Origin of the sequence: Sporolactobacillus sp. CQH2019, assembly GCF_028765345.1 — a bacterium.
Lineage (GTDB): Bacteria > Bacillota > Bacilli > Bacillales > Sporolactobacillaceae > Sporolactobacillus.
Genome location: NZ_JARAJZ010000009.1, coordinates 47,671 through 70,820 on the forward strand (window position 1 = coordinate 47,671; position 23,150 = coordinate 70,820).

At 45.6% G+C, this 23,150-nt stretch carries 23 protein-coding genes and 1 riboswitch; of the genes, 11 read left to right on the forward strand and 12 right to left on the reverse strand.

All coding sequences use genetic code 11. The features are described 5' to 3' along the window. The first annotated feature begins 167 nt into the window (after nt 1-167). The 3 genes from OYT88_RS13530 (at nt 168) to OYT88_RS13540 (ending at nt 2,944) form a co-directional block, all read left to right on the forward strand. Nucleotides 168-914, forward strand: coding sequence for an SDR family oxidoreductase (locus tag OYT88_RS13530; protein ID WP_274400756.1), 747 nt, complete (start codon nt 168-170; stop codon nt 912-914). A 136-nt stretch (nt 915-1,050) separates the two neighbouring features. After that, complete coding sequence (locus OYT88_RS13535; protein ID WP_274400757.1) at nt 1,051-2,043, forward strand: NADPH:quinone oxidoreductase family protein; 993 nt, start codon at nt 1,051-1,053, stop codon at nt 2,041-2,043. A 472-nt stretch (nt 2,044-2,515) separates the two neighbouring features. Next, nucleotides 2,516-2,944 carry a DUF4395 domain-containing protein gene (locus OYT88_RS13540; protein WP_274400758.1) on the forward strand — a complete coding sequence of 143 codons (429 nt, stop codon included), beginning with the start codon at nt 2,516-2,518 and terminating at the stop codon, nt 2,942-2,944. A gap of 376 nt (nt 2,945-3,320) precedes the next feature. Here OYT88_RS13540 and OYT88_RS13545 read toward each other — a convergent pair whose 3' ends face one another. The 3 genes from OYT88_RS13545 to OYT88_RS13555 form a co-directional block, all read right to left on the reverse strand. Further along, entirely contained in the window at nt 3,321-3,581 is a 261-nt protein-coding gene (locus OYT88_RS13545; RefSeq protein WP_274400759.1) for a holin, read from the reverse strand. A gap of 110 nt (nt 3,582-3,691) precedes the next feature. Further along, nucleotides 3,692-4,300, reverse strand: a complete 609-nt coding sequence (locus OYT88_RS13550) for an ECF transporter S component (protein ID WP_274400760.1) — start codon at nt 4,298-4,300, stop codon at nt 3,692-3,694. A 184-nt stretch (nt 4,301-4,484) separates the two neighbouring features. Then, nucleotides 4,485-5,111 carry a YkoP family protein gene (locus tag OYT88_RS13555; protein ID WP_274400761.1) on the reverse strand — a complete coding sequence of 209 codons (627 nt, stop codon included), beginning with the start codon at nt 5,109-5,111 and terminating at the stop codon, nt 4,485-4,487. A 546-nt stretch (nt 5,112-5,657) separates the two neighbouring features. On the opposite strand from OYT88_RS13555, the gene OYT88_RS13560 reads away from it, so the two are divergent. From OYT88_RS13560 to OYT88_RS13570, 3 genes are all read left to right on the forward strand, one after another. Next, nucleotides 5,658-5,762 carry a YjcZ family sporulation protein gene (locus OYT88_RS13560; protein WP_188805106.1) on the forward strand — a complete coding sequence of 35 codons (105 nt, stop codon included), beginning with the start codon at nt 5,658-5,660 and terminating at the stop codon, nt 5,760-5,762. Between the two features lie 438 nt (nt 5,763-6,200). Continuing rightward, nucleotides 6,201-6,347 carry a YjcZ family sporulation protein gene (locus OYT88_RS13565; protein WP_274400762.1) on the forward strand — a complete coding sequence of 49 codons (147 nt, stop codon included), beginning with the start codon at nt 6,201-6,203 and terminating at the stop codon, nt 6,345-6,347. 229 nt (nt 6,348-6,576) lie between these two features. Beyond that, nucleotides 6,577-6,666 carry a YjcZ family sporulation protein gene (locus OYT88_RS13570; RefSeq protein WP_274400763.1) on the forward strand — a complete coding sequence of 30 codons (90 nt, stop codon included), beginning with the start codon at nt 6,577-6,579 and terminating at the stop codon, nt 6,664-6,666. Nucleotides 6,667-6,828: 162 nt separating this feature from the next. On the opposite strand, the gene OYT88_RS13575 is transcribed toward OYT88_RS13570, so the two are convergent. After that, nucleotides 6,829-7,662 carry a 3'-5' exonuclease gene (locus OYT88_RS13575; RefSeq protein WP_274400764.1) on the reverse strand — a complete coding sequence of 278 codons (834 nt, stop codon included), beginning with the start codon at nt 7,660-7,662 and terminating at the stop codon, nt 6,829-6,831. A 674-nt stretch (nt 7,663-8,336) separates the two neighbouring features. On the opposite strand from OYT88_RS13575, the gene OYT88_RS13580 reads away from it, so the two are divergent. The 4 genes from OYT88_RS13580 to OYT88_RS13595 are packed head-to-tail and all read left to right on the forward strand — an operon-like array spanning nt 8,337 to nt 11,156. After that, nucleotides 8,337-8,666 (forward strand): PadR family transcriptional regulator, encoded by a 330-nt coding sequence (locus tag OYT88_RS13580; protein ID WP_274400765.1) that lies wholly within the window; start codon nt 8,337-8,339, stop codon nt 8,664-8,666. A 16-nt stretch (nt 8,667-8,682) separates the two neighbouring features. After that, nucleotides 8,683-9,399, forward strand: a complete 717-nt coding sequence (locus OYT88_RS13585) for a pentapeptide repeat-containing protein (protein WP_274400766.1) — start codon at nt 8,683-8,685, stop codon at nt 9,397-9,399. Between the two features lie 21 nt (nt 9,400-9,420). Continuing rightward, nucleotides 9,421-10,398 carry an efflux ABC transporter ATPase subunit, DrrA-related gene (locus tag OYT88_RS13590; RefSeq protein WP_274400767.1) on the forward strand — a complete coding sequence of 326 codons (978 nt, stop codon included), beginning with the start codon at nt 9,421-9,423 and terminating at the stop codon, nt 10,396-10,398. Further along, entirely contained in the window at nt 10,395-11,156 is a 762-nt protein-coding gene (locus OYT88_RS13595; protein WP_274400768.1) for an ABC transporter permease, read from the forward strand. Before OYT88_RS13590 ends, OYT88_RS13595 begins: the two co-directional genes overlap by 4 nt. A 205-nt stretch (nt 11,157-11,361) precedes the next feature. Here the strand turns inward: OYT88_RS13595 and OYT88_RS13600 are convergent, their stop codons facing one another. Next, complete coding sequence (locus OYT88_RS13600) at nt 11,362-12,780, reverse strand: amino acid permease (protein WP_274400769.1); 1,419 nt, start codon at nt 12,778-12,780, stop codon at nt 11,362-11,364. A gap of 383 nt (nt 12,781-13,163) precedes the next feature. Between OYT88_RS13600 and OYT88_RS13605 the strand changes: the two genes are divergently transcribed. Continuing rightward, the gene (locus OYT88_RS13605; protein WP_274400770.1) at nt 13,164-14,102 is read left to right on the forward strand and encodes an exonuclease domain-containing protein; all 939 of its coding nucleotides are present in this window, start codon (nt 13,164-13,166) and stop codon (nt 14,100-14,102) included. A 117-nt stretch (nt 14,103-14,219) separates the two neighbouring features. Here OYT88_RS13605 and OYT88_RS13610 read toward each other — a convergent pair whose 3' ends face one another. The 7 genes from OYT88_RS13610 to OYT88_RS13640 all read right to left on the reverse strand — a co-directional run bounded on the left by OYT88_RS13610 (nt 14,220) and on the right by OYT88_RS13640 (nt 22,586). Beyond that, nucleotides 14,220-14,576 (reverse strand): hypothetical protein, encoded by a 357-nt coding sequence (locus OYT88_RS13610; protein WP_274400959.1) that lies wholly within the window; start codon nt 14,574-14,576, stop codon nt 14,220-14,222. Continuing rightward, the gene (locus tag OYT88_RS13615) at nt 14,542-15,498 is read right to left on the reverse strand and encodes an ABC transporter ATP-binding protein (protein ID WP_274400771.1); all 957 of its coding nucleotides are present in this window, start codon (nt 15,496-15,498) and stop codon (nt 14,542-14,544) included. The genes OYT88_RS13610 and OYT88_RS13615 overlap by 35 nt, the downstream gene beginning before the upstream one ends. Then, complete coding sequence (locus OYT88_RS13620) at nt 15,416-16,546, reverse strand: ABC transporter ATP-binding protein (protein WP_274400773.1); 1,131 nt, start codon at nt 16,544-16,546, stop codon at nt 15,416-15,418. Before OYT88_RS13620 ends, OYT88_RS13615 begins: the two co-directional genes overlap by 83 nt. A 4-nt stretch (nt 16,547-16,550) precedes the next feature. Next, on the reverse strand, nt 16,551-17,579 hold the full coding sequence (locus OYT88_RS13625) for an ABC transporter permease (RefSeq protein ID WP_274400775.1): 1,029 nt from the start codon (nt 17,577-17,579) through the stop codon (nt 16,551-16,553). Next, nucleotides 17,576-18,499 (reverse strand): ABC transporter permease, encoded by a 924-nt coding sequence (locus tag OYT88_RS13630; protein WP_274400955.1) that lies wholly within the window; start codon nt 18,497-18,499, stop codon nt 17,576-17,578. The genes OYT88_RS13625 and OYT88_RS13630 overlap by 4 nt, the downstream gene beginning before the upstream one ends. A gap of 99 nt (nt 18,500-18,598) precedes the next feature. Then, nucleotides 18,599-20,266, reverse strand: coding sequence for a peptide ABC transporter substrate-binding protein (locus OYT88_RS13635; protein WP_274400776.1), 1,668 nt, complete (start codon nt 20,264-20,266; stop codon nt 18,599-18,601). A 958-nt stretch (nt 20,267-21,224) separates the two neighbouring features. Next, the gene (locus OYT88_RS13640) at nt 21,225-22,586 is read right to left on the reverse strand and encodes a M20/M25/M40 family metallo-hydrolase (protein ID WP_274400777.1); all 1,362 of its coding nucleotides are present in this window, start codon (nt 22,584-22,586) and stop codon (nt 21,225-21,227) included. Between the two features lie 195 nt (nt 22,587-22,781). Further along, nucleotides 22,782-22,890: riboswitch (SAM riboswitch) on the reverse strand. Nucleotides 22,891-23,150 lie beyond the last annotated feature (260 nt).

The following is a 23,150-nucleotide window of genomic DNA, read 5'->3' on the forward strand; positions in this document are numbered from 1 at the left end:
TTACATCAAAATCATTCATATATATTTCAATAACTTCCATTACTAAAATAACAGATCCGCAAAAGCTTGTAAAATCTATTCGAGTCACTTCCTTTGAATTTAATCAGCCGTTGGCATATAGTTTTTGTGAATAGACTAACCGGACGTATAGAAGGAGGATGCTTCTGATGGAAAACATCAAAGGGAAAGTCATTATTATTACAGGCGCCTCGAGCGGTATCGGAGCAGCCACCGCCAAAAAGCTGGCCGGAGAAGGCGCGGCGGTTGTTCTCGGTGCAAGACGTACAGAGCGTCTGGAGGAGCTGGTTTCCACGATCCGCCAAAACGGAGGGGAAGCCGTCAGCAAGAAAACAGACGTTACTTCTGCAAGGGAAGTGCAGGAACTCGTCGATACGGCCGTTGAGAGGTACCATCGTGTAGACGTCCTGTTTAACAACGCCGGGCTGATGCCTCTCTCATATCTTCGTGATCTTAAAATCGACGAATGGGAGCGGATGATTGACGTCAATATCAAGGGTGTTCTTTACGGTATTGCCGCCGTTCTGCCGATTATGAGGAAGCAAAAATCGGGCCAGATCATTAACACGGCTTCCGTTGCTGGCCACGTCGTCAGCCCCGGAGGTGCCGTGTACAGCGCAACAAAATTTGCTGTTCGGTCAATCTCCGAAGGCCTGCGAAAGGAAGAATCGCCCGACAGCCTGATTCGTGTCACCAGCATTTCCCCCGGTGCCGTTTTAACCGAGCTCCCGAGCACGATCACTGATCCGCAACTGAAACAAAATATAATCGACCGGGAAAAATTTCACGGCATCTCTGCCGAGGACATTGCCAATGCAGTGGCCTATGCCGTCAGCCAGCCGGACGGCGTCGCAGTCAATGAAGTACTGGTGCGCCCAACGACACAGATCAATTAAGCCGCACGATTCCGATGCAATCGGCCAACTGCAGGTTCTTGCCTGCCGGTCCATTTTTCATACCGTTTCTGTCAGCTCTCTCCGGCTTCACCGGAGAGAGTATTATTAAATGCAATCACATTCAGGGAGGGGCTTTATGTCTGAAAGATTCAAAGCTTTGGTCGTAGACAAGAAGAATGACCGTTTTTCCGTAAGCATTGAAACACTTTCACTGCATGATTTGCCCGAGAGTGATGTCTTAATTAAAGTCCGTTATTCCAGCGTAAATTATAAAGACAGCCTCGCATCGATCCCGGACGGCAAAATTGTTTCGTCTTACCCTTTTATTCCCGGCGTCGACCTGGCCGGCACGGTTGTCTCTTCAAAAGACCGTCGATTTCGCAAGGGAGATCGGGTTATTGCAACTGGTTTCGGAATCGGGGTCTCCCATTTCGGCGGCTACAGTGAATATGCCAGAATCCCTGCGGATTGGCTTGTTCCTCTGCCTGACGGACTGACATTGGCGGAGGCGATGATCTTCGGCACCGCCGGTTTTACTGCGGCATTGTCAATTCAAAAACTGGAAGATAGCGGCCTGACCCCCGCGGACGGGAAAGTGCTCGTCACGGGAGCTACCGGCGGTGTCGGAAGTCTTGCGGTTGCCATGCTGGCGAAATCGGGCTATCAGATTGTTGCCAGTACCGGCAAGGAAACCGAGCGGGATTATCTGCATCGGCTCGGCGCAAAAGAAGTCATTTCAAGGCAGGACGTCTGTCCGGGAAAGATGAGGAAGCTGGACAAACAGCTGTGGGCTGCGGCGGTTGATCCGGTCGGCGGGAATACTCTTGCAGCCGTTTTAAGCAAAACAAGCTACGGAGGTGCGGTCGCCGTCAGCGGCCTGACCGGCGGAACAGACGTGCCGACAACCGTTTATCCGTTTATTCTGCGAGGTGTCAGCCTTTTAGGCATCGATTCGGTTTATTGTCCGATGGATCTGCGAAAAAAAATCTGGCAGAGAATGGCCTCCGATCTGAACCCGGGAAAAGTGCTGGCATCGCTTCGAAAAGAAATCGGCCTGCAGGATCTGCCTGGGACACTGCCTCTTCTTTTGAAGGGCCGGTCACGCGGCAGAATGATTGTCCGATTATAAAAAATAGTGTTTTTCCCGCTCTGCAGCGGTCTTTATTGGCAATTCAGGCGCTCATGTTCCAGTTCGGAACGGATCAGGATCTGAGCGTTCGGAATCTTTTTCCCCATTCATCTTCTATTCGGTCATACAGTTCATCCACCGTACCGAGACGGATCCAATGCCATTCTCCCTTCTCAGCCATCCGTTTCTGATTTATCTATGACAAGAGGCGGCGACCGGCTTCAGATTTTACCGGAAGCGGCTCATCATCGTCACCCGGATCGTTTATGCTCAAGCATTGAGCCCAGCATTCTTTCATTTTATCTGATTTTAAATCGGATACAATTCATACACTGTTTTAGACAGAACGGATCATGCCCCTGAGATTTAGCTATGAATCTGTCAAATTCGTTCAAAGGGAAAACAAAACAGTTCACAACCCTGTCGAAAAAGCGTAAAATTGATGTAATCACATATGAAAGGTGTGTTTTAAATGGCTCAACAACCGCCGTCCATTCCTCGTCCTCTCGTCCGAACGAACCAGTGGATTATTGTACTGAGCGTAGCTGCCACCTGGCTGACCGGCCAGTTCTGGATTCTGCTGATTCCGCTTCTGTCCGGGCTCTCAGGACTCTTCTTTCAATTCAATCCGGTTATGAAACTTGCAAAACTTTTCTTACGCAAGCCTGCGTCTTCCTATATACCGGAGGACCGCGATCAGCAAAAATTTAATCAGACGATTGCCGTATCCTGTCTTTCTCTTGCTTTTATCAGCTATCTTTTGAACTGGCATGTAGCGGCCATCATTTTCACGGCGATCGTCGGACTGGCGGCCTTTATCGCCATCCTTGGTTTCTGCATCGGCTGCTTTATCCATTTTCACCTGTCCCAGTACCTCCAGCGCAGAAGATCTCATGTATAAGCTGCACATGCCATTGCCAAGGAAACGGAAAATCAGAAGATTTATCCGATCGGGCATAAGGCGGGCAGCAGCCGTGAAATCCGGCTTTTATGCCGCTTGAAAAGGATCCCTTCCTGTTTATCTGTTCAAAAAAATCTAGACAAAAAAGTGTCTCGATTTTTTATTGCCGATTCATTCTTTCGTGCCGTTATGCCGTTAATAGAAAATTTTCCCTCATCTATCTTCTTTCCTATTTTTCGCCGGGCCGCCCGAACCTATATAACTGATTGCTCACTATTTCTGACCGGAATCTATGACACCGATGATAAACAGATTAAGGCACACTCTCTCGAAACAGCGCGGAGAATGTGCCCCTCTTTATGTTGTCTTTCCCTGTCTACTTGGTTCTTCCCTGCCGGGGATTGAAGGCCAGTTCGAATAAGCCCGTAGAAGACAGCCCCGAGAGTCCGCCTGCCCAAAGCCTGTAAGCCGCATCCAGATCGGTGAACGGTATTGCAAGATAACCGATGATCATACCGATGACAACGGCATACACGGGGACAAGATTTTTAGGCAATGAAACCGATTTTTTCAGGAGTCCGACTAACGCGGTAATGATCGGTGAAAGAATGGTAGCTAGCACGAGAATGGTTTCCATAGCAATCGCGCTCCCTTCTACCGTCCATTGTATTTCTGCAGGACTCTATTTATGATCTATTCATTTTGCAAGCATTGCAGGCAGAATCGATAAACGGCGGATGCCGAAAATCAGCCGCCATTCTTTCTTCCTCTTATTCTAAGCAGGGGTTTGGCAACAAGCGGCGAGATGACGGCCGCCGCAAAGGCCTCTGCCAAACCGTTCGTACAAACGATAAATAACAGGGCGGGAAGAAGTTTGGACACGTCCATTTGATAGTAATTGGCATAAGGAACTCTGTAAAACAAATAAATCAGCCCTAAAACCAGAACTGTATTCGTCAACGATCCGAGGATGGCCGACAGCGACATCGCCGCGAGATCAAACCGTTTTATTCTTCTTAGCAGCCGGTAAGCGTAACCGGCAAACAGCCCGATAAGTATTCTCGGAACGATGGATATCAGGGGATTGGTAAAAACAATTGGGGCGATCGGGCTGCTGGGGAATGTAAAGGCTCTGATGAACGTCGTCATCCCCCAGATCCCTCCTATAATCGCTCCGTCAACCGGTCCCAGTACGATCGCCGTGATAATGACAGTAATGTGAATCACAGTCAGGCTCAATGGGCCTACAGGTATATAGCCCAAAAAAGGGACGAAATTTTGCAAAATAATGATTGCGGTGAATATTCCCATCAAAACAATTCGATAAGTTCGATTATTGCGCTGATTGTTTTTCATAGAGCCGGGGTCTCCTCAAAGTCAAAATGTAAAAGATTTTATTTGTAAGCGTTTCCGATCTTTAATATAGCACAGGGCCAGTCGGAGGTCTATCTCCGAAAAAGATTCCGTCGACAAATGTTTTTACAGATAGCACAGCCTCCTTATCAAAATATTTTTGAATATGTAAAAAGCTCCCCGCATTTCATCCCATGATCTCTTTCTTTTTTTCCTCAGCGGCCGACAGTTTCACAATATTGTCACGAAATGATTTCGTTGAAGAAACAATAATCATCGGAAATAATTTCTTTGAATGGTCCGTCAATCTTCTGCCGCCGTCCGGATGGACGATGATCAGAAGAACCAGCATAAAGAAACGGAGCCACTTTTTTCTTTGTCCCGCAGGCAGATCGATGACATCGAACCCGAATTGTTCCGCCCCTTGATGCAGTAACGATACGCCATAAAGAGCTCTGACATCGATTTTCCGGTTTTTCACCTGTTCCAGATAGGCATTTAGCCTAATAAACGTTCGTTTCATCGTCCGGATAAGGATGGATGCCATCTGAATGTGACTTTTGGAGTTCAAATAAATATTCAGAAGCATTTTATTATTAAAGTGAAGTTCAACGATTAAATCACCCCGATGCAGCCCTTCGCCGTCATGAAGCGGCAGAAAACGTCCGTGATAGGGTTTTATTTTATAGTACAGCAGATCCTTGGCATTTCTCAGTGACAAGTGATGCAACTTGTGATACAGCGCTTCCCAGAGAAACCAGATGCCGAGGAGGCATTTCTTTGGCACTCTCAGACGGCTTTCAGATACATCCATTTTCACTTCTCTCCTTTCTCAGTCGGAGCGGTAATTTACTTACATTCTATCACAGAGAAAAAACAAAAATCCCGTCATTAATAGAGCCTTGATCAGAATGAAACGGCGATTAAAAAGTGTTGATCATCCATCTGTTTTTTTGCACGTTTTGAATTAACGGCGGTCTGTCCCGGCCATTTCCAAAAATGTCTTATTTAGTATTTCACAGTTTCCTTAAATTTTTCTAAAACAGATTGGAACGCTGAATCAAGGATCGGGGAACGATACCGGCCGGCCTGAATCTATGAATGCCGTCAAGCCGGTTTCGTACCGGTTATTTTGACGAAACCATTTAGAAACCGCCGAAAAAATTCACTTTTTGCATTTCACCATAATTTCACAACCATGGTCAGTGCTTTTATCTCTCCCGCCGTTCCGTTCCGGCTTCCTGCGTTCCGGAGCTTATTCTTTATATGAAGAAATAGGCTCATGTTTCTTGTTCGCACCCTTTGCACCCCTTCCCTTCCGCTCATATAATGTACTATCACGTAATGGGAGGTGTCTGCATTGGGTTATCCTGCTACTGGTGGATACGGCTACGGCAGTGGATTTGCTCTGATCGTCGTTCTGTTCATTCTGTTGATTATTGTCGGTACTGCTTTTTGTTACTAAAAGCAGGCGGTGCGCCCAGATGCTCATCGGACGAGAATAGCCTGCGCCGGATGTTCCAATACCGTTCGAAAGCACAGCCGATCCCTCGCTGTGCTTTTTGACTGCCGTCCGGACAGGAAGCGGAGGCTGATTCATTGCCGGCGGATCATTCAGGTCAAAACGCACGCCTATTTTTCTGAAGGAAAGGCTCCTTAAAGGATCGGCTGGCATATGAATAAATCGTCCAATCATTAAGCATGGCAGGGAGCGAAGCCGCAGGTGTGATAAAAGGCGAACCGGGCGCGGAATGCCGCCTGTTGTTCTCTGTTCCACCGTTTAATCGGCCTTGTCCGGGACTTCGCGGAAGGCCTCCTGCCCTGTAGTTTGGATGTCCTTTCTTTTTACAAAGTACTATCTCTGTGCGTTAACCGATGAATGAAATATAAGGAGGTGTGTCTCTTGTTTAATAATCGGCCCTATGGCGGATATTGCGGATGCCCGGGTGGATACGGCGGCTATGGCGGTTACGGATTCGGAAACGGCTTTGCTTTAATTGTTGTCCTGTTTATTCTGTTGATTATTGTCGGTGCAACTTTTGTTTATTGATCAATGCCACGGCCCATTTTCATCGCCGCACACAACCTTATTTGTTCCATCCCTTTAAGGGCACGCTCCATCGGTGCCCTTCTTAAGTGATTATTGAAGGAAAAGGGTGCGCCAGGAGTACAGCCGCAATGGTCTGCTCAAAATGGTCTTTTATACTCCTCCATTTGTCCCTCACGTAAATGCCCGCCCGCACATATAGTGGATTATCACGTGATAGGAGGTGTCATCCATGGATGGATACAGTCCCGTCAGCGGTTTTGCCCTGATTGTCGTTTTATTTATTCTGTTGATCATTGTAGGCACTGCTTTCGTTTACTAAAAACAAATGCCGTATCCATAGGCACCCATATCAGACCTCCCTTGAGAAAGGGCACCCGGCTAAGGTGCCCTTGATTGTGTTCTGCAAATTCAAAGCCGGTTACGGGCTCTGTTCGGCCGGCCGGTTCGCTCAGGGATTCTTAAAGCCCGCCCTATTTAATCATCAATGAACCCGGAATCTTCCCCGAAAACGGTTGGTCTCTTGCTTGAAAAGCAGATTCTCAAAATAATTGCGAACGACTTTTATATACTGCTTATCATGACGGTCAATAAAATTTTGCTCCAATATTTTTTTCATGGTGCCGGTATTCAGAATAAAATTTACATCTCTGTGTTTATAATGAAAAAATACTTTTTTTAAAATCTTTTTTCCGCTCTTTGTTACGATTAAATGCCCTTCCCTATCATAACGTATTAACAAATTGAATTTTCGAAGCAATTCTTTTCTGTCATACACCCATCGATCCAGCGAGGGGTATTTATTGTCTATCCGTCTGAATAATCGGATCGTATTCAAAACATCATAGTAAGCGTTATGCTGCTTCCCGACGAATTCAAGCCCGAACAGTGAAAGAGCTTTTTTTAAACTCGGCTGCTGATCTAAATGACAGTCATACATCACTATTTCCTGCAAATCCATATATCCTTTGATCCATCTTGTGCTTGCCTTATATTTCAAGGCGTTTTCCAGGAAATAACAAATATCATGACTACTAAAACTGACAAAAATGACTGATTCATAGAAATTGTTCTGAAGTCTGGATACATACGCCTGAAAGTCCGGTGCATCCCTGACAAGATCCAGCGTAATGCCGGTTAATTCCCGGATCGGCTTTTGTATTCCAAATTGTGGTTTTATATAAGAATTAAAATAGTTTATGCGGCTGTTTGTCCCGCTTTTTTCATATAAACCGGAACTGAATTGGATAATTTCATCAATGCCGTTTGGATATAAGTGCCCCATATTGGCCTCGAAGTCCACAATTAAATAAATCACCGCCATCACCTGATCACACTATAGATTATGGACCGTCCGATCATCGTCTTAACAAAAGGCGAATGGCATGACTGCCGTATATTTTTTTCAAATAAACGACAATCTTATTATCTATCAAATCACATTTGGATTCAGTAAATATTCTGCAGAAATAAGATGCGGAACCGTCTGCGCCGCAGCAGCTTCGGAATGGCTTACTGATTATATCAGGCGTATAAATTACGGCCCGGCGGCCAGGCACCTTACCCGTGCGTTTGTTTGGCTTACGGCTGTGACTCGCCCTTGCTGATTCCTGCCGCTGCAGACCGTCGGGACCCTGTCCTGTTTCCGGTTAATCCATCCGCGTCTTTCAGGCAGCTGCCTGTTTCTGAATGCCACCGGCCCCTTTTGTTCTGTACAGGCCCAATCCAATACCGGTGAGTATCGGCAGTCTCAATATCCATATTATACCATAGGCCTGCCTATGATAACTATTTTCTGCCGTCCATCCTGTCTATCCTCAGCTTCATTTAGGATGAACCGCGGATAAAGCGCTGCGAATCGTCCGTACATTGTTTTCATCCAGCCTTTAAAAAGTGCCCGGGTAAATATCATTTCAGCGATATCTATAAGCAATGAATTACTTTGACAGATACAGTATTTAAGCGTATATTGTATTCAAGGCGGTGTTGAAATTGTCGGATAGAAAAATTTCCGCGGATCTCCTTCGCGGGCATACAGACACCATTATTTTAAAGCTGCTTATGGAGGGCGATAAATATGGCTACGAACTGGCAAAACAAGTGACGGTCAAGTCGGGAGGAGAATACGAGCTCAAAGAGGCAACCCTGTATGCCAGCCTGAGACGTCTGGAAAAGGAAAAAGCGATCAGCTCTTATTGGGGCGACGAGTCTCAGGGAGGGAGAAGGAAGTATTACCATATAAACACGAACGGTGTGGAACAATTTCACACAAATAAACAGAACTGGGAATATGCCAAGCATATTCTGGATGAACTCATTTAAGAAAGGAAGATTCCCAATGTCAGCAAAATTATCTAAATACCTGGATGAAATTTTCTCGCCTTATGAAGAGCTGCCGCAGATTAAAGAATTAAAAGAGGAACTGTCCCATGACCTTCAGGAAAAAATAAATGACTTAAAGAAAGAAGGACATGACGAAGATAAGGCTTTTAAAAGAGCAACGGAATCGATCGGCAATATTGAAGAGCTTATTGAAGAAATAAAGGACAAGACCCGGGAATTGCAGCAGCTGATCGGAATGGATTTTTCGCTCAGTAAACTGGAAGGCTCCGATTTCGCATCAACCGACTTGAGCAGCGGAAAATTTAACTACAGTGATTTGAAAGGCTCAGATTTTCAGTACGCGAATTTAACTCAGTGCGTATTTAAAGCCAGCAATCTGGAAAATTCGAATTTTTCATATGCCAATCTCACGGATTGCAAAATCACTGCATGCAATCTTAAAAAAGTCAATTTCGATCATTGTATTCTGAAGCGGACGGACTTCGGCAAATCCAGTCTGGCGGGCGTATCTTTCGACGCCATGACCCTGGACAATGTAAATTTCACCTATGCCGGCCTTAAAAAAACTTCTTTTCGGAACGCTATTCTGAAAAATGTCTGCTTTAAAACCAAAGCAAGCGAGGCCATTTTTGACGGTGCGGCGATGGATAAGGGAACCTATGCACTTCTTAAGGGCTACCGGGCCGATCTTAAAAACGTAACCATACTGTGAATTAGAAAAGGGACGGCACTTATGGAAAATATTATTGAAGTCAGAGATTTGCAGAAAGAATTTTCCCGACGAAGAAAAACGGTCAGGGCGGTTCAGGGAATCAGCTTAAATGTAAAGCAAGGTGAAATTTTCGGCTTTCTCGGACCGAACGGTGCCGGCAAAACAACAACGATGCGGATGCTGACGACCCTCCTGCCGATCGGGCGCGGAGACGCGCTGGTTGCCGGTTTCAGTGTCAAAAGGCAGCCCCGGAAAGTGCGGCGCCGAATCGGCTATGTCAGTCAGCTGGGCGGAAGCGATCTGCCGGCGACCGGGCGGGAGAATCTGATTCTTGCCGGCCGGCTCTATGGGATCAGCCGAAACGATGCCGAGAAAAAAGCGGATGAACTGATTGAATTATTCGATCTCGGCGAGCTGCAGGAAAGAAAAGTAAAAACTTATTCGGGCGGTCAGAAACGCCGTTTGGAGATTGCTCTCGCCATGATCCATCGACCTGAAATTCTGTTTCTCGATGAACCGACGACGGGCCTGGATCTTCAGAACCGCACCCATCTCTGGGACCAGATCCGAAAATTAAAGCGTCTGGGAACAACTGTCTTTTTAACGACGCACTACTTGGAAGAGGCCGATGAACTGGCCGATCATTTATCCATTATGGATCATGGAAAAATGATCGCCGAGGGAACGCCGGGATCATTAAAAAGACAAATCCAAGCGGATATCATTATTATTAAACCGCAGGATTATCAAGCGGATCGATCACAACTGGCAGAAAGTCTGTCCGGCTCTGATTCGATTAACCATGCAAAGGTAAACGGAGATTCCATTTATCTCTATGTAGAAAACGGCACACAAACGCTGCCTCGCATTTTTACATGGCTTGAGAAAAGACATATTAGTCTTGAGTCCGTTTCGCTATCGCAGCCTTCGCTTGACGATGTGTTCTTAAAATATACCGGACGTTCGTTAAGAGACACAGGAAGGGAGCAGATTCAATGAAAATTATTCATGAAACAAGACTGCTGTTCTGGCGCAAAATGCTTGAGACACTCAGAGAACCGGTCTGGATCTTTACCGGATTGTCTACGCCCCTGCTTTATCTTATTCTCTTTGCCCCGCTGCTTAAAGGGCTTCATTCTCCCGTGTTTGGATCATCATCGGAAGTTCTTGATGTCTTTGTTCCGGGAATTCTGGTCCTGATGGCATTCGGAGCCGGCATGGGATCCGGCTGGGAAATTATCGGCGAGCTGCAAAACGGAGTGACCGAAAGATTCAGAGTCACTCCGGTAAGCCGGTTTTCATTACTTATGGGGCCTGTTCTTCGGGATACCGTCATGTTTCTCGTCCCGGCAATGTTGATTCTGGCTATTGCCGCTGTCTTCGGCTTTCCGATACATCCGGCCGGTTTAGTTCTGCTTCTGATTCTTCTCGCTCTTCTGACTGCCGTCATTTCGGCTGCATCCAACAGTCTGGGCATGATTCTGAAAAACATCGGAAGCCTGGCTGCGATTGTGACAGGCATGCAGCTTCCTCTGACCTTGCTGGCAGGCGTCCTGCTCCCGCTCTCTTTCGGACCGAAATGGCTTCAGCTTATCGCCCATTTCAATCCGCTTTTTTATGATGTAGAAGCAGCACGTGTTCTGGCAAACGGCACCCTGCTCGCTTCCCGCGTCTATGAAGCGTTTCTGATTATGATCATCCTGACGGCCCTCGTGCTCTGCTGGTCGACCCGGGTCTATCGAAAAGCGATCTCATAAGACGTACAGGAAAACGGTGACGCCGGGATCCTGATGCTTCGGAAAATTATAAGCGTTCAATAGCCCGCTCCGGAAATAAGGGGGGAAACTTTTGAACGCTTACAGATCGAACATTTATTTTAGCATTTTTAAAAATCATAACAAAATGATCAACTTTACTCCCTGGCCGCCGTTTATTTCCTGACGGTGCCGTTCAGGGAGCTGATTATTTTTCGGAAAGCTGCTTCGCACCCTGACCCGCCGCATAAGAAGTCTGAACGGACTGATGAGCATGATCACGTTTATTAACTCCAAAGGCATAATAACTGATCACAACGACACCTAAGAAAATAATTCCGGCAATAAGCGACAAGCGTGTGTCGTTATTAAACCACATACCGATCAATACCGTCACTAAGAAAGCAATTGTCAGATAGTTTGTAAAAGGGGCAAAAGGCATTTTAAACGGATGTTGGCCCATTTCTGCCCTTCTTGCTTTTCTGAATCGTATTTGACTTATCAGAATGGTAAACCAGGGGATCATGCCGGGCAGCACGCTTGCACTGTACACGTACACAAATACCTTGGACGGCGCAATATAGTTTAAAACAACCCCTATAGCCAAACCAATGAGTACGGCAATCGTACCGTATAACGGAACACCGTTCCGGGAAACTTTCATAAAACATTTAGGTGCCTGTCCGAACACGCCCAGTGTATAAAGCATACGTCCGGCACTGAAAATCCCGCTGTTACATCCGGACATGGCGGCTGTAATGACGACAAAATTAATCACGCCGGCTGCTGCCGTAATCCCGATTTTAGCAAAAGTCGTCACAAAGGGGCTGCCGATTGCATGAAGCTCATTCCACGGATAAATCGTTACGATCACAAAAATAGCCCCGATGTAAAAGATCAAAATACGCCAAATAATGTTTTGAATCGCCCGGGTCAGCGTATTCTGCGGGTCTTTCGCTTCACCGGCCGTGATCCCGATAAGTTCAACCCCCTGATAGGCCGCAATGACCAGCGATAATGCAAAGAAAAATCCTTTCCAGCCTCCTGTAAAGAATCCGCCGTGCGCCCAGAGATTGGATAATCCGATCGCCTTTCCTCCATTACCGAATCCGAAAAAAATAAGGCCGATTCCGGCGACTATCATTAATACGATGGTTACAACTTTAATCATCGCAAACCAAAATTCAAATTCTCCAAACGATTTCACTGAAACTAAATTCGCCGTACCGAGAATCAACATGACAACGATGCTCGGTATCCAGGCAGGCAGAGTCGGAAACCAGAACTTCATATAAGCTCCGACAGCTATAATTTCGGACATTCCGACGATAACCCACTGAAACCAGTTGCTCCATGCGGTCACATACCCTGCCAGCGGATGGATGTAATTGTGTCCGAACTTGGCAAATGAACCCGTACTGGGTTCCAAATACAGCATTTCTCCCATTGCGCGCATGATAAAAAATACAAAGATTCCGCTGATTGCGTAAGCGAGCAGAACAGACGGACCCGTCCATTGTATCGTGCTGGCGGATCCCATAAATAAGCCCACGCCAATTGTGCCGCCTAAAGCAATCATTTGTATATGACGCGCACTAAGACCTCTTTTAAGTTTTTTATTCTCCACCCGGCTTCCTCCTTTACGTAAATAACTGTACGCTTTACGGCTGTCTCTGTAAATAACTTTTCTATCCAGATTATCTAAATCCAAGAAGCCCGCCATTTTCTTTTAAATAAAAGTTACTCTGAAATTATTTTCCTGAGGAGCGGACGGATGAAAATTTTTCTCCGGAGCCGCTCATTCCCCTGAGCTTATCCGGAATGTTTCTGCATGCCGGCTATTGTGCCCCGGCCACGGCTTATAATCGCGGCTGACGTCGGCCTGAGTCAGCTAAAACAGCGGCTGCCGCAGTCATCCGCCGGAACGGCAGATGCTGTGCCGTCTTTTGCTTGAAGGGCAGAACCGAATAATGCTAGGATAGTTCTGCGGGCTCAAAGGGGGAGTTGTTTATGGATCGTTTAAATTATGCCGTCATCGATTTTGAAACTGCAAATGGATATCGGGCATCCGCCTGTTCGCTTGGTATGCTGAAAATGATCAACGGAAAACTCGATGATTCATATTACAGCCTAATCAATCCGGAAACTTATTTTGACCCATACAATACCTATATCCATGGCATTACAGAGGAAGACGTTTCCGGGGCGCCGGCCTATCCGAAAATTGCCGGCGATATTCGGGCATTCATTAAGGATCTGCCCGTCGTCGCTCATTTTGCTCCCTTTGACACGGGGGTCATAAGAGACAGCAATCAGCGATACGGCATCCATTTTTCATTTGATTACTTCGATTCCTATTCCCTTGCCCGTTCATTGATTAAGTCGGGGATACATTCTTATAAGTTGGATGAGGTTGCCCGCTATCTGGGCTATCGATCTTTTAAACACCACCATGCACTGGAAGACTGCAGAGCCTGTTCGTTTATCATTCATGAGCTGGCCGTTAGGCACAAAGCGGAAACCATTGAAGAATTGATCCATATGGGGGGATACAACTGTTTCGGACACGTCAATCAGGATGAAAGCTGGCGGCCATTCAGGAAAAGGCGGAAATCGCCGGCTGCCCCGGATACCTTTCGTTCACTCGATTTCAGCAAGGCCGGCAATGCAGATAAGAGCGGATATTTCTACGGAAAAAACGTTGTGTTTACAGGCAGATTATTAAAGATCCAGCGAAAAGACGCCATGCAGTGTATTGTTGATTGCGGCGGGATTCCTCAGAAAAGCATGAACAAAAAAACCAATGTCCTTGTCATTGGAAAGGAGGACCCTAAAGTCGTCGGCCCGGACGGCAAGTCAACAAAGATTAAAAAGGCGGAAAAATTAGTGTCCGAAGGCATCGATATTCAGGTTATAGGTGAAGACGAATTTTTAAAAATGATCCAATAAATAAAGACGGCCTGGCAATTAAAAAGACACCCGGCCAAATAATCTTCAGGACGGATGCCGCTTGCTTTGCCTGCCCGGGCGGCGCAAAAAAGAGCCCTGACATGAATGGCTGTCCAATCAGAAAAACAGAATCAGCATGATGCTGAAAAGATAATAAACGAAAGAAATAACCATTCCGTACCATTGGAGGGAATGGGGCTTTCGGCAGTTATTTTTTTCCACCTTTCTTTTTATACTGCTGCTGTTCTTAAAGAAAAATTTTTTACAGTTTTCAAAGAAAATTACAAATGCCCGTTCGTGCCATAGCCATTGAGACATAATGACAATGCTCAATACAAGAGCAAACAAAAAACTTGAATTGGAAAGTGTGAGCACGTTGAAGCGGCCGCCTTCCCAAATAATGAAAATCAGATAGACGGGCAACGATAGAGCAAAATATTTAATAAGTTTCAGCAGCTTGATTTTTTCTCGCATTTTTTAACTGTTCCTTATATGTTTCGATTTGATTCTCTTTGCATAAAACAAAATGGCTCGTTTCTATCTCCTGCAGTCCCCCGCTCAGGTCACCCTCATGGTTCTGGTAAATAATCCGCGAACGCCTGATTTCTTTGTACGGATCGGCATGGGGAATAGCCGATAATAGACTTCTGGTATAGCGATGAAGAGGGCGGCGATAGACTTCAGCTGTCTCTCCGGACTCTACGATTGAGCCGCGGTACATGACAGCCACTCTGTCACTGATATACTTAACCATTGATAGATCATGCGCGATAAATAAATAGGTTAGATTCCTCTCTTTTTGCAACTTTTTCAGAAGATTGACGATCTGAGCCTGAATGGACACGTCAAGTGCAGAAATCGGTTCGTCGCAAATGATTAGCTTCGGTTTTACCGCCAGGGCCCGTGCAATGCCGATTCGCTGACGCTGCCCGCCGGAAAATTCGTGCGGATAGCGTCCGGCATGCTCCGGATTTAAACCCACGGTTTCCAGCAGCTCCCTGACCTGACGATCCCGGTCTTCCCTTGAACCGGACAGATGATGCACGTCAATCCCTTCTCCGATAATATCCAGGACCTTCTTTTTGGGGTCCAGCGAAGCATATGGATCCTGAAAAATCATCTGAACATTTCTGCGAAATCCAAGCTGCTCTTTTTTCGATTTAATTGTTGATATATCTCTACCCGCAAAATATATTTTCCCTGCAGTCGGTCTATATAATTTTACAATGCATCTCCCGGTTGTCGTCTTACCGCAACCGGATTCACCGACTAATCCAAGGGTCTCACCCTCAAATATGTCAAAACTGATGTCGTTAACCGCCTTGACCTCCGTTCGTTCGGCCCGGGCAAAAAACTTTTTTAATCCCTTCACTTGCAATAGACTGTTTCTGCTCATCGGCTTCTCCCCGTTTCTTATAAAAAATTTCATATCGACGTCGTATTGAAAGAGGTATATCAATCTTCGGCGCTCTTTCATCGAGCAGCCAGGTTGCCGCAAAATGGGTCGGCGACAGTTGAAAAAACGGCGGCTCGAAGTAACGATCCGCTTCAAGCGCATATGGATTTCTTGAATAAAACACATCGCCCTTTGGGGGATTCAGCAAATCAGGCGGCGTCCCCGGAATCGCGTATAATTCTTCGCTCGTTTCGTCCATTGAAGGAACGGATTGCAGTAATCCCCAGGTATAAGGATGCTGAGGATAATAGAAAATTTCTTCCGAGGTCCCTATTTCGACAATTTTTCCTCCGTACATGACAGCGACCCGGTCTGCTATCTTTGCCACTACGCCCAAATCATGGGTGATGAAAATAATGGACGTTCCATTCTTTTTCTGAATATCCTGCATCAGCTCGATTATCTGTGCCTGTATGGTTACATCTAAAGCAGTCGTCGGTTCATCCGCAATCAGGACATTCGGGTTGCAAGCCAATGCAACTGCGATAACAATTCTTTGTCTTTGGCCCCCTGAAAACTGATGAGGATAATTTTTATACCTAACTTCACTATTGGGTATGCCAACGAGACGCAACAACTCCAGTGTTCTTTTTTTAGCCTCATGCTTTGACAAGTGTAAATGATGAATCATCGGTCTGGCGATCTGTTTGCCGACAGGCATTGTCGGATTCAGTGATGTCATTGGATCCTGAAAAATAATCGAAATTTCTTTCCCGCGAATATTCCTCAATTCACGGGGCGTTTTGGTCAGTATTTCGCTTCCTTTATAAAGAATGCTGCCGGCATCAATTGAGGCATTTTTTGAAAGCAGGCGGACAATGCTTCTGCACGTTACCGATTTGCCTGAGCCGGATTCCCCCACAAGGGCGAGTGTCTCTCCATGAAACAAGTCAAACGAAACACCTCTGACCGCATGAACTTTCCCGGAAAGTGTATCAAAAGACACATGCAGATTTTCTATAGACAGTATTTTATTTTTGTCTGACACAGGATCATCCCTTCATTTTCGGATCGAAAGCATCTCTGAGCCCATCGGCGAAAATATTAAATGAAATCATAATTAAACTGATAACAAGAGCCGGATACCACATCAGGTGAGGATAAAACTGGAAAGTCTGATATCCGTCATTAATCAGCGTCCCGAGAGAAGCATTGGGAGCTCTCATCCCCACGCCTATAAAACTTAAAAAAGCTTCAAAGAAGATGGCATTGGGAATGGTGAACATCGTTTGAATAATGATGACACTGCTTAAGTTAGGAAGAATATGGCTGAAGGCAATTTTCATCGGTCCCTCTCCTAGAACTCTTGCTGCCAGGATAAATTCCTCTTCCTTTAGCCGGAGTGTTTTTCCCCTGACAACTCTCGCCATGGTGATCCAGCCGATTAACGCCAGGGCCATAATAATTGAAACAATGCCCGGCGGAAAAACAAGCAGCATCAGTACGACGACGACCAGGGTTGGAATGCCTGAGATAATTTCAAGCAGCCGCTGCATCACCGTGTCCGTCTTTCCGCCCGACCATCCTGAAATCAGCCCGTAGGCGACGCCGATTGTTAAATCAAGAAATGCTGCCGCAAATGCGATAAGCAATGAGATTCTTGTCCCATAGAGCAACCTCGAGAGCAAATCTCTGCCGAACTGGTCGGTGCCTAAATAAAAGTAAACCGAGGCGGGAACATTTTTCTGCTTGTAGACATCAACCCAGACGCCGGCCTGATTCGCATAACCATTGAACCCGTTAATATGTACACCGGGGATCTTCGGGGGCAAAAAAGAATACTGGACTTGCTGAGTATCGGGATTATGCGGCGAAATCCAGATCGAGGCGACTGCGGCGAATAAAATCAAAAGCAGAACCATGAAGGAAATCACAGCGCCTTTATTTTTCCTGATCCGCCTCCAGCTGTCTTGATAGAAACCGGTTGTGACTGACTGATCCTCTTCATTTTTATACTCTTCAACCTGAGGAGATAACTTGAAATATTTATCGGGCACTCTTTTAACAGCCTGTTCATTCATTTTTCGCTTCCCCCAATTAAGCGTATCCGCGGATCAATCAGTACATAAAGAAGATCGACAATCAAAATCACGACAACGAGAAACGTTGAATAGAGGATAGTCAGACCCATAATGGTAAAGTAATCGTTTGAAAGGATCGATTTGACAAATTGTTCCCCGATGCCGGGCACGGCAAAAATCTGTTCGACAACCAGGGACCCGACTAACAAACTAGCGACCATCGGGCCCAGGACCGTAATAAGCGGAATCACCGCATTCCGCAATCCGTACCTGACAGCAATCTCCCATTCGCTGAGTCCCGTAGAGCGCGCTAATTCGATATAATCGCTGTGCAATACATCAATCATCTCAGTCCTGACAAACCTGGCGGAATCAGCCAGAGGCGCGAAGGCTAATGCCAGCGATGGGAGAACCGACGAAGCAAATCCGTTCTCCCAGAGCCCGATAGGCAGCCATTTTAAATTGATGGCAAAAAGGAGTTGCAGAAGGACGGCGAAAACAAAATTGGGGACAGATCGTCCTAATATTGCAATTAAAGACGTTGAGGTATCCAGCCACATATTCTGAAACATCGCGGCAATGATACCGAAAAAAATGCCCACTACTGTGCCAAACAGGATTGCCTGAATGCCAAGCTGAACGGAAGGTCCTAATCGTGTTGCAATGATCTTACTGACAGGCTGGTTCCCGAACTGAAGGGAAATGCCGAAATTGCCTTTCACAACTCCTTCCATATAAAGCAGGTATTGTTCCGCTACCGGTTTATCCAGCCCATATTGTTTGTTCATGACCGTCTTCTGAACATTTGTTAATTTTTCCTCATTACCATAAGGCGAGCCGGGCAATTTTTGCATCAATAGAAAGGTCACTGAACTGATTAGTAATATGGTAACAATCATGTACAGAATCCTTTTGAACATGTATTTTAGGAAACTCTTCAATCTCTGTAACCCCTCTTTCCTGAAGAAAAAACAAAAAAAGGGAAGACAGGTCAATCGTCCTCCCCTTTCCATAACCATTTATTTAACGAGATAGGCATGAGTAATATCAAGCGGAGCACCGAGGTTGTGCGTTACAATTCCCTTTACCTTTGCGTTCACTAAATAGTTTTCCGAACCCTGATCCAGCGGAACAACGGCTTGCTTATCGAGTAAGTATTTCTGGGCGCTCAGAAGATCATTCCATCTCTGTTTCAGGTTGGTCAGATCTGTTGTTTTAATCTTATCTATAAGCTTGTCGTACTTCGGGTCATTGAATTTAGCATGATTATGCTCGAAAGTAGAATAGAACTGTTCCAGGAAGCTAACCGGATCAAAATCTCCGGTCCAGCCGCCTAAAGCCAAGTCGAATTTATAGGACATCATCTTCTGGAAACGTACTTTAGCCGGGATATTGCTTAAATTGATGGTTACGCCCGGTAAAGCCGTTTCAATTTGATTCTGCAAGTATTGGCCGACACTCTTCGAACTGGCATCGTCAGTCGTCAGCAAGGTAAAAGTAACCTTATTAACGCCGAGTTCTTTTTTCGCCTGATCCCATAATTGTTTGGCCTGGGCGGTATTATGAACAACCAGATTCCCCGCAGCATCGGCAAAATCCTGTCCGTTTACCGGACTCTTTGCCAGCCCCTTGGGAACCACTCCGGTTGCCGCACGCGAGCCGTCTGCAAGAACATTTTTAACCAGCTGATTGCGATCGATGGACAGGCTTATGGCCTTGCGTAAATTTTCGTTCTGTAAATATTTGTTGGAACTTGTCCCGAATTCCAGGTTTGTGGACCGAAGCGCTAAAACCGTTTTATACCTTGGATCTTTCTGAAATTGTTTGACGAAATCACCGGACAACTCTGCTGCATCCAGCTTTCCTGCCTGGAAGAGATTGATTCCGGTGGATGTCTCTTTCACAACCTGAACATTAATTTGATTCAGATGAATATTTTTTTTGTCCCAGTAATTCGGGTTTTTCTTGTACGTCCATGACAGGCCCGTTCCATCCCAGTTCGTCAAAACGAAGGGTCCGTTGCTTAATGTATTGGCACTGCTTGTGCCGTATTTGCTCCCTTTCTGAGTAACAAACTTTTCATCTTGAGGAAAGAGGTTTTCTGACGAGAGCGTTTCCTCAAAATAGGAATCCGGCTGTTCCAGATCTACTTGAAGCTTCGTATCCGACAGTGCTTTGACCCCCAGTTGGTCTGTACTCTTCTTTCCTTCGCTGATTGCCTGTGCATTTTTAATGTTAAAAAAAACACTGGCATTCTGAGCAGCCGTTTTGGGATCAAACAGGCGCCGCCAGGCAAAAACAAAATCTTTGGCAGTCAGCGGATCCCCGTTCGACCACTTAAGGCCCTTTTTAATATTAATAGTGTATGAGGTTTTCGCACTATTCGCCGGTACTGGATTTCCAACGGCAAGCGCCGGCACGGGATCATTGTTCCCATTTATTTTATACAAACCTTCACCGAAAATATCAATTTGTTCCGCACTGGCGGTATCATACTCTTTTACCGAATCTGCCGTCGGCAATTCGGTCAGGGCAACCCAGTTTAACACTTGCTTGTCAGCCAGATTGCCGGTCGTTTTTTTCGTTGAGGAACTGCTGCTGTTTGCACTCGTCCCGCAGGCTGTCAATGAGACGATCAAAAGGATGATTCCAAGAAACGTGCTTACTTTTTTACCTATTTTCTTCATGAGTGCTTCCCCCTCTTTTTTCTGAACGGTCCTGTTAAACTTGTCTGTTAATTTACGGTCCTACACACGTCCCTTCCGCGTATGATCCGCGAATCCGGCCGATATTCGCCGGTTATCGCACCTTCACTCAATCAACATTGAGCTTTCGCATACTTTTTGAATTAAAGCCTTAAGATCTCCCTGTGTAAAAATCCGCTATGCTTCCTGCACTTTTATGCGGTGCAGAAGCTTTATAAAAAAACGGAATTTCAACAACAGGGATTCTTAAGCCGCTTATTCGTTCCCATGGATTTTCTCTCCCTCTCTCATTAAAATCTGGTTTTTTATTCAAATGCCGATGCGGCAGTTAATAAGTGTAAAGATTGAATAAGTATTGACATATGAATTCTTGGATTAATTCCGACAGATCGGCGATAAATAATTTTCAATACAATAGCGAATCAGCATTTATCAAAGCAAGGCACGCTGACACGAGTTAACCCGATTAACAATCTCCCGTTTATGTCCGGCAAAACGCCGCATCATATGCCATGTTTCGGATCGCTTAAAAGGCTCCTCTCCAGGTTAAACAGAAACAGCACGCTTACTATTCCGCTCATGCAGTGCAGTGGGCGAGCAAAATGACATAGACATAACCCGTTGCTTTTCATCCGCGATCTCACAGTATGGAAGGATTCATCATATGAACGGGTGACCAAGCAAAGTCCGCCGCTTTCTGCCGAAACAGTGTCAAAAGCTGAAAATCCTCCATTAAAAAACGATATTTCCACATGCCCGATCTGGCAAAATGTATGAGTGTCATTCGATAAACAGGGATCTATTTTCTGCCAATTTATTTTATCTATCCTCTTCAAAGCCGGCTTGCCGAATTAAGAATAAAGGACGGCCATGCAAAAGAGAAGAAGTATAACCTATATAGTAAACCTGTTCCAATGGTGGATTGTACCCGCTCCTCTTGTTATTGAACCGGTTCAGTTTTCTGAGCCAGTTTTTCTAAAATTGCCGTGACAAAATCAATGCCCTTATCATAATCACTTAAGTGAATATGTTCATTCGGTGAATGGGCCCCCGAACCCGGATCGCTGATACCGAAGGACATCAAGGGTGCATGAAGATAATGATGAAACAGATACATCGGCCCCGTTCCTGAACTGGTCGGCACCAATTGTAACTGATCTTCTCCGCCATAGACATCTGCCGCCACCTTGAGTACATCCTGAACAATGGGCGCGTCCAGATCGGAACGGTAGCTTTTTTCTCCCATCAGGTATTCTACTTTTACATCAGTGAATCCCCGTTTAATTAGGTACTTCTGCACCTTTTCCTGAATATCGGCAGGGTCCTGGTGCGGTACCAGCCGGCAATCAATCTTTGCCCTGGCTGTATGCGGAAGAACCGTTTTAACGCTTTCACCCTCATAGCCGCTGGTCAGCCCGGCGATATTGATCGTTGGTTCAAAAGCATAAGCTTCCTTAATATTTTCAAATAGGAAGGGCCGCGTCAGTCCATGCAATGTTTTTATCGCATTCTTATCCAGGTTCATCTTGTTAATGAGATCTCTGGCTCGCTGCGACGGCCGCTCAACGTCATCATAAAATCCATCAACCAGAATTTTTCCTGTTTCAACATCCCGCAGAGTCGATAATGCCTGGGCAAGGCGCCACCCCGGTCCTTCAATGTAAGCTGCTGAAGATGAATGGATATCGTCTTTTCCGGTTCTGGCCACTAGGTCAAAGCAGCTGATGCCCTTGTTCCCGCCTGTAATTTCCAGTTTTCCTTCAGCCGTCTTCGATCCGCCTTCCCAGACAACGAGGTCTGCCTGGAAAAGATCGGCATATTTTTTTAAATAATCCTCCAGATTCCGACTGGCAATTTCTTCTGCGCCTTCCACAAAAAACTTAACCCGGCAGGGAAAATCTCCATGCTCGTGCTCATAAATCTTCAAGGCAGTGAGCCGCACGATCAGTTCACCTTTGCAGTCTGAAACACCGCGTCCAATCAGCCTGCCTTCAGTCTCAGTCAATGTAAACGGATCAGAGTTCCATTCATCGAGCGGCTCAGGCGGCTGAACATCATAGTGATTATAAAATAAAAGAGTTGTCTTGTTTTTTTCCGGATCGCTTGACTGAAAGTCGGCATACACTAACGGATATTTATAATCTGTGAGTGTTTCAGAATGCCCGCCGGCCGTTCTGAATAATCCGGTCAGAAAATCCGCTGTCTCCTTAATGGACGTATTTTGAGCCGATACAGATGGAAATGCGATGTAATCGGCCAGATATTTTTTGTATCGTTCAACAATTTCATCTCTTTCACTCATGACTTTACCCTCTTTTAATATTTTTTGTGTTGCCTGTTTGCAATCGCCGTGTCTGAAAATGGTCTTTCATTATGTATAGCGCCCACCTTAATCGATTTGACATCTGCCCCTTTTTAAAAATAATTACAATAATAAATAAAAATGCCGTTTTCTGTAAAAAGAAAACAGCAAGCATCTCCGACTCGTACGCCTGTTTTCTCATCTTTACAGAAAAATCTGCTTGAATTAACACCATACACGGGATACTGTCCATGCTGGTTGTCGGGTTTCATAGGGCAAGTCCCTCCGCCGCTCTGGATAAGAAATTCTCAGCACTCATTCAATTGTTGATTTAATCATAGGAAATTCGATCTGGATTGTCAATGCTAAATCATATTATTTTTATGTGTTTTTAATGATAAATGGCAATTTAACTTTGACTTCCGGATAGCCGGGCAGAAAAATCCTTGAAAGGACGCATCATTCGGCGACTCTGCAAAAATGAAATTAAAGCTTTCAAAATCTATGCCATGGCAGACCCTCACCAAAAAGAAAAAGGGAGGAGACAGCCTTCTCTCTTTTCTT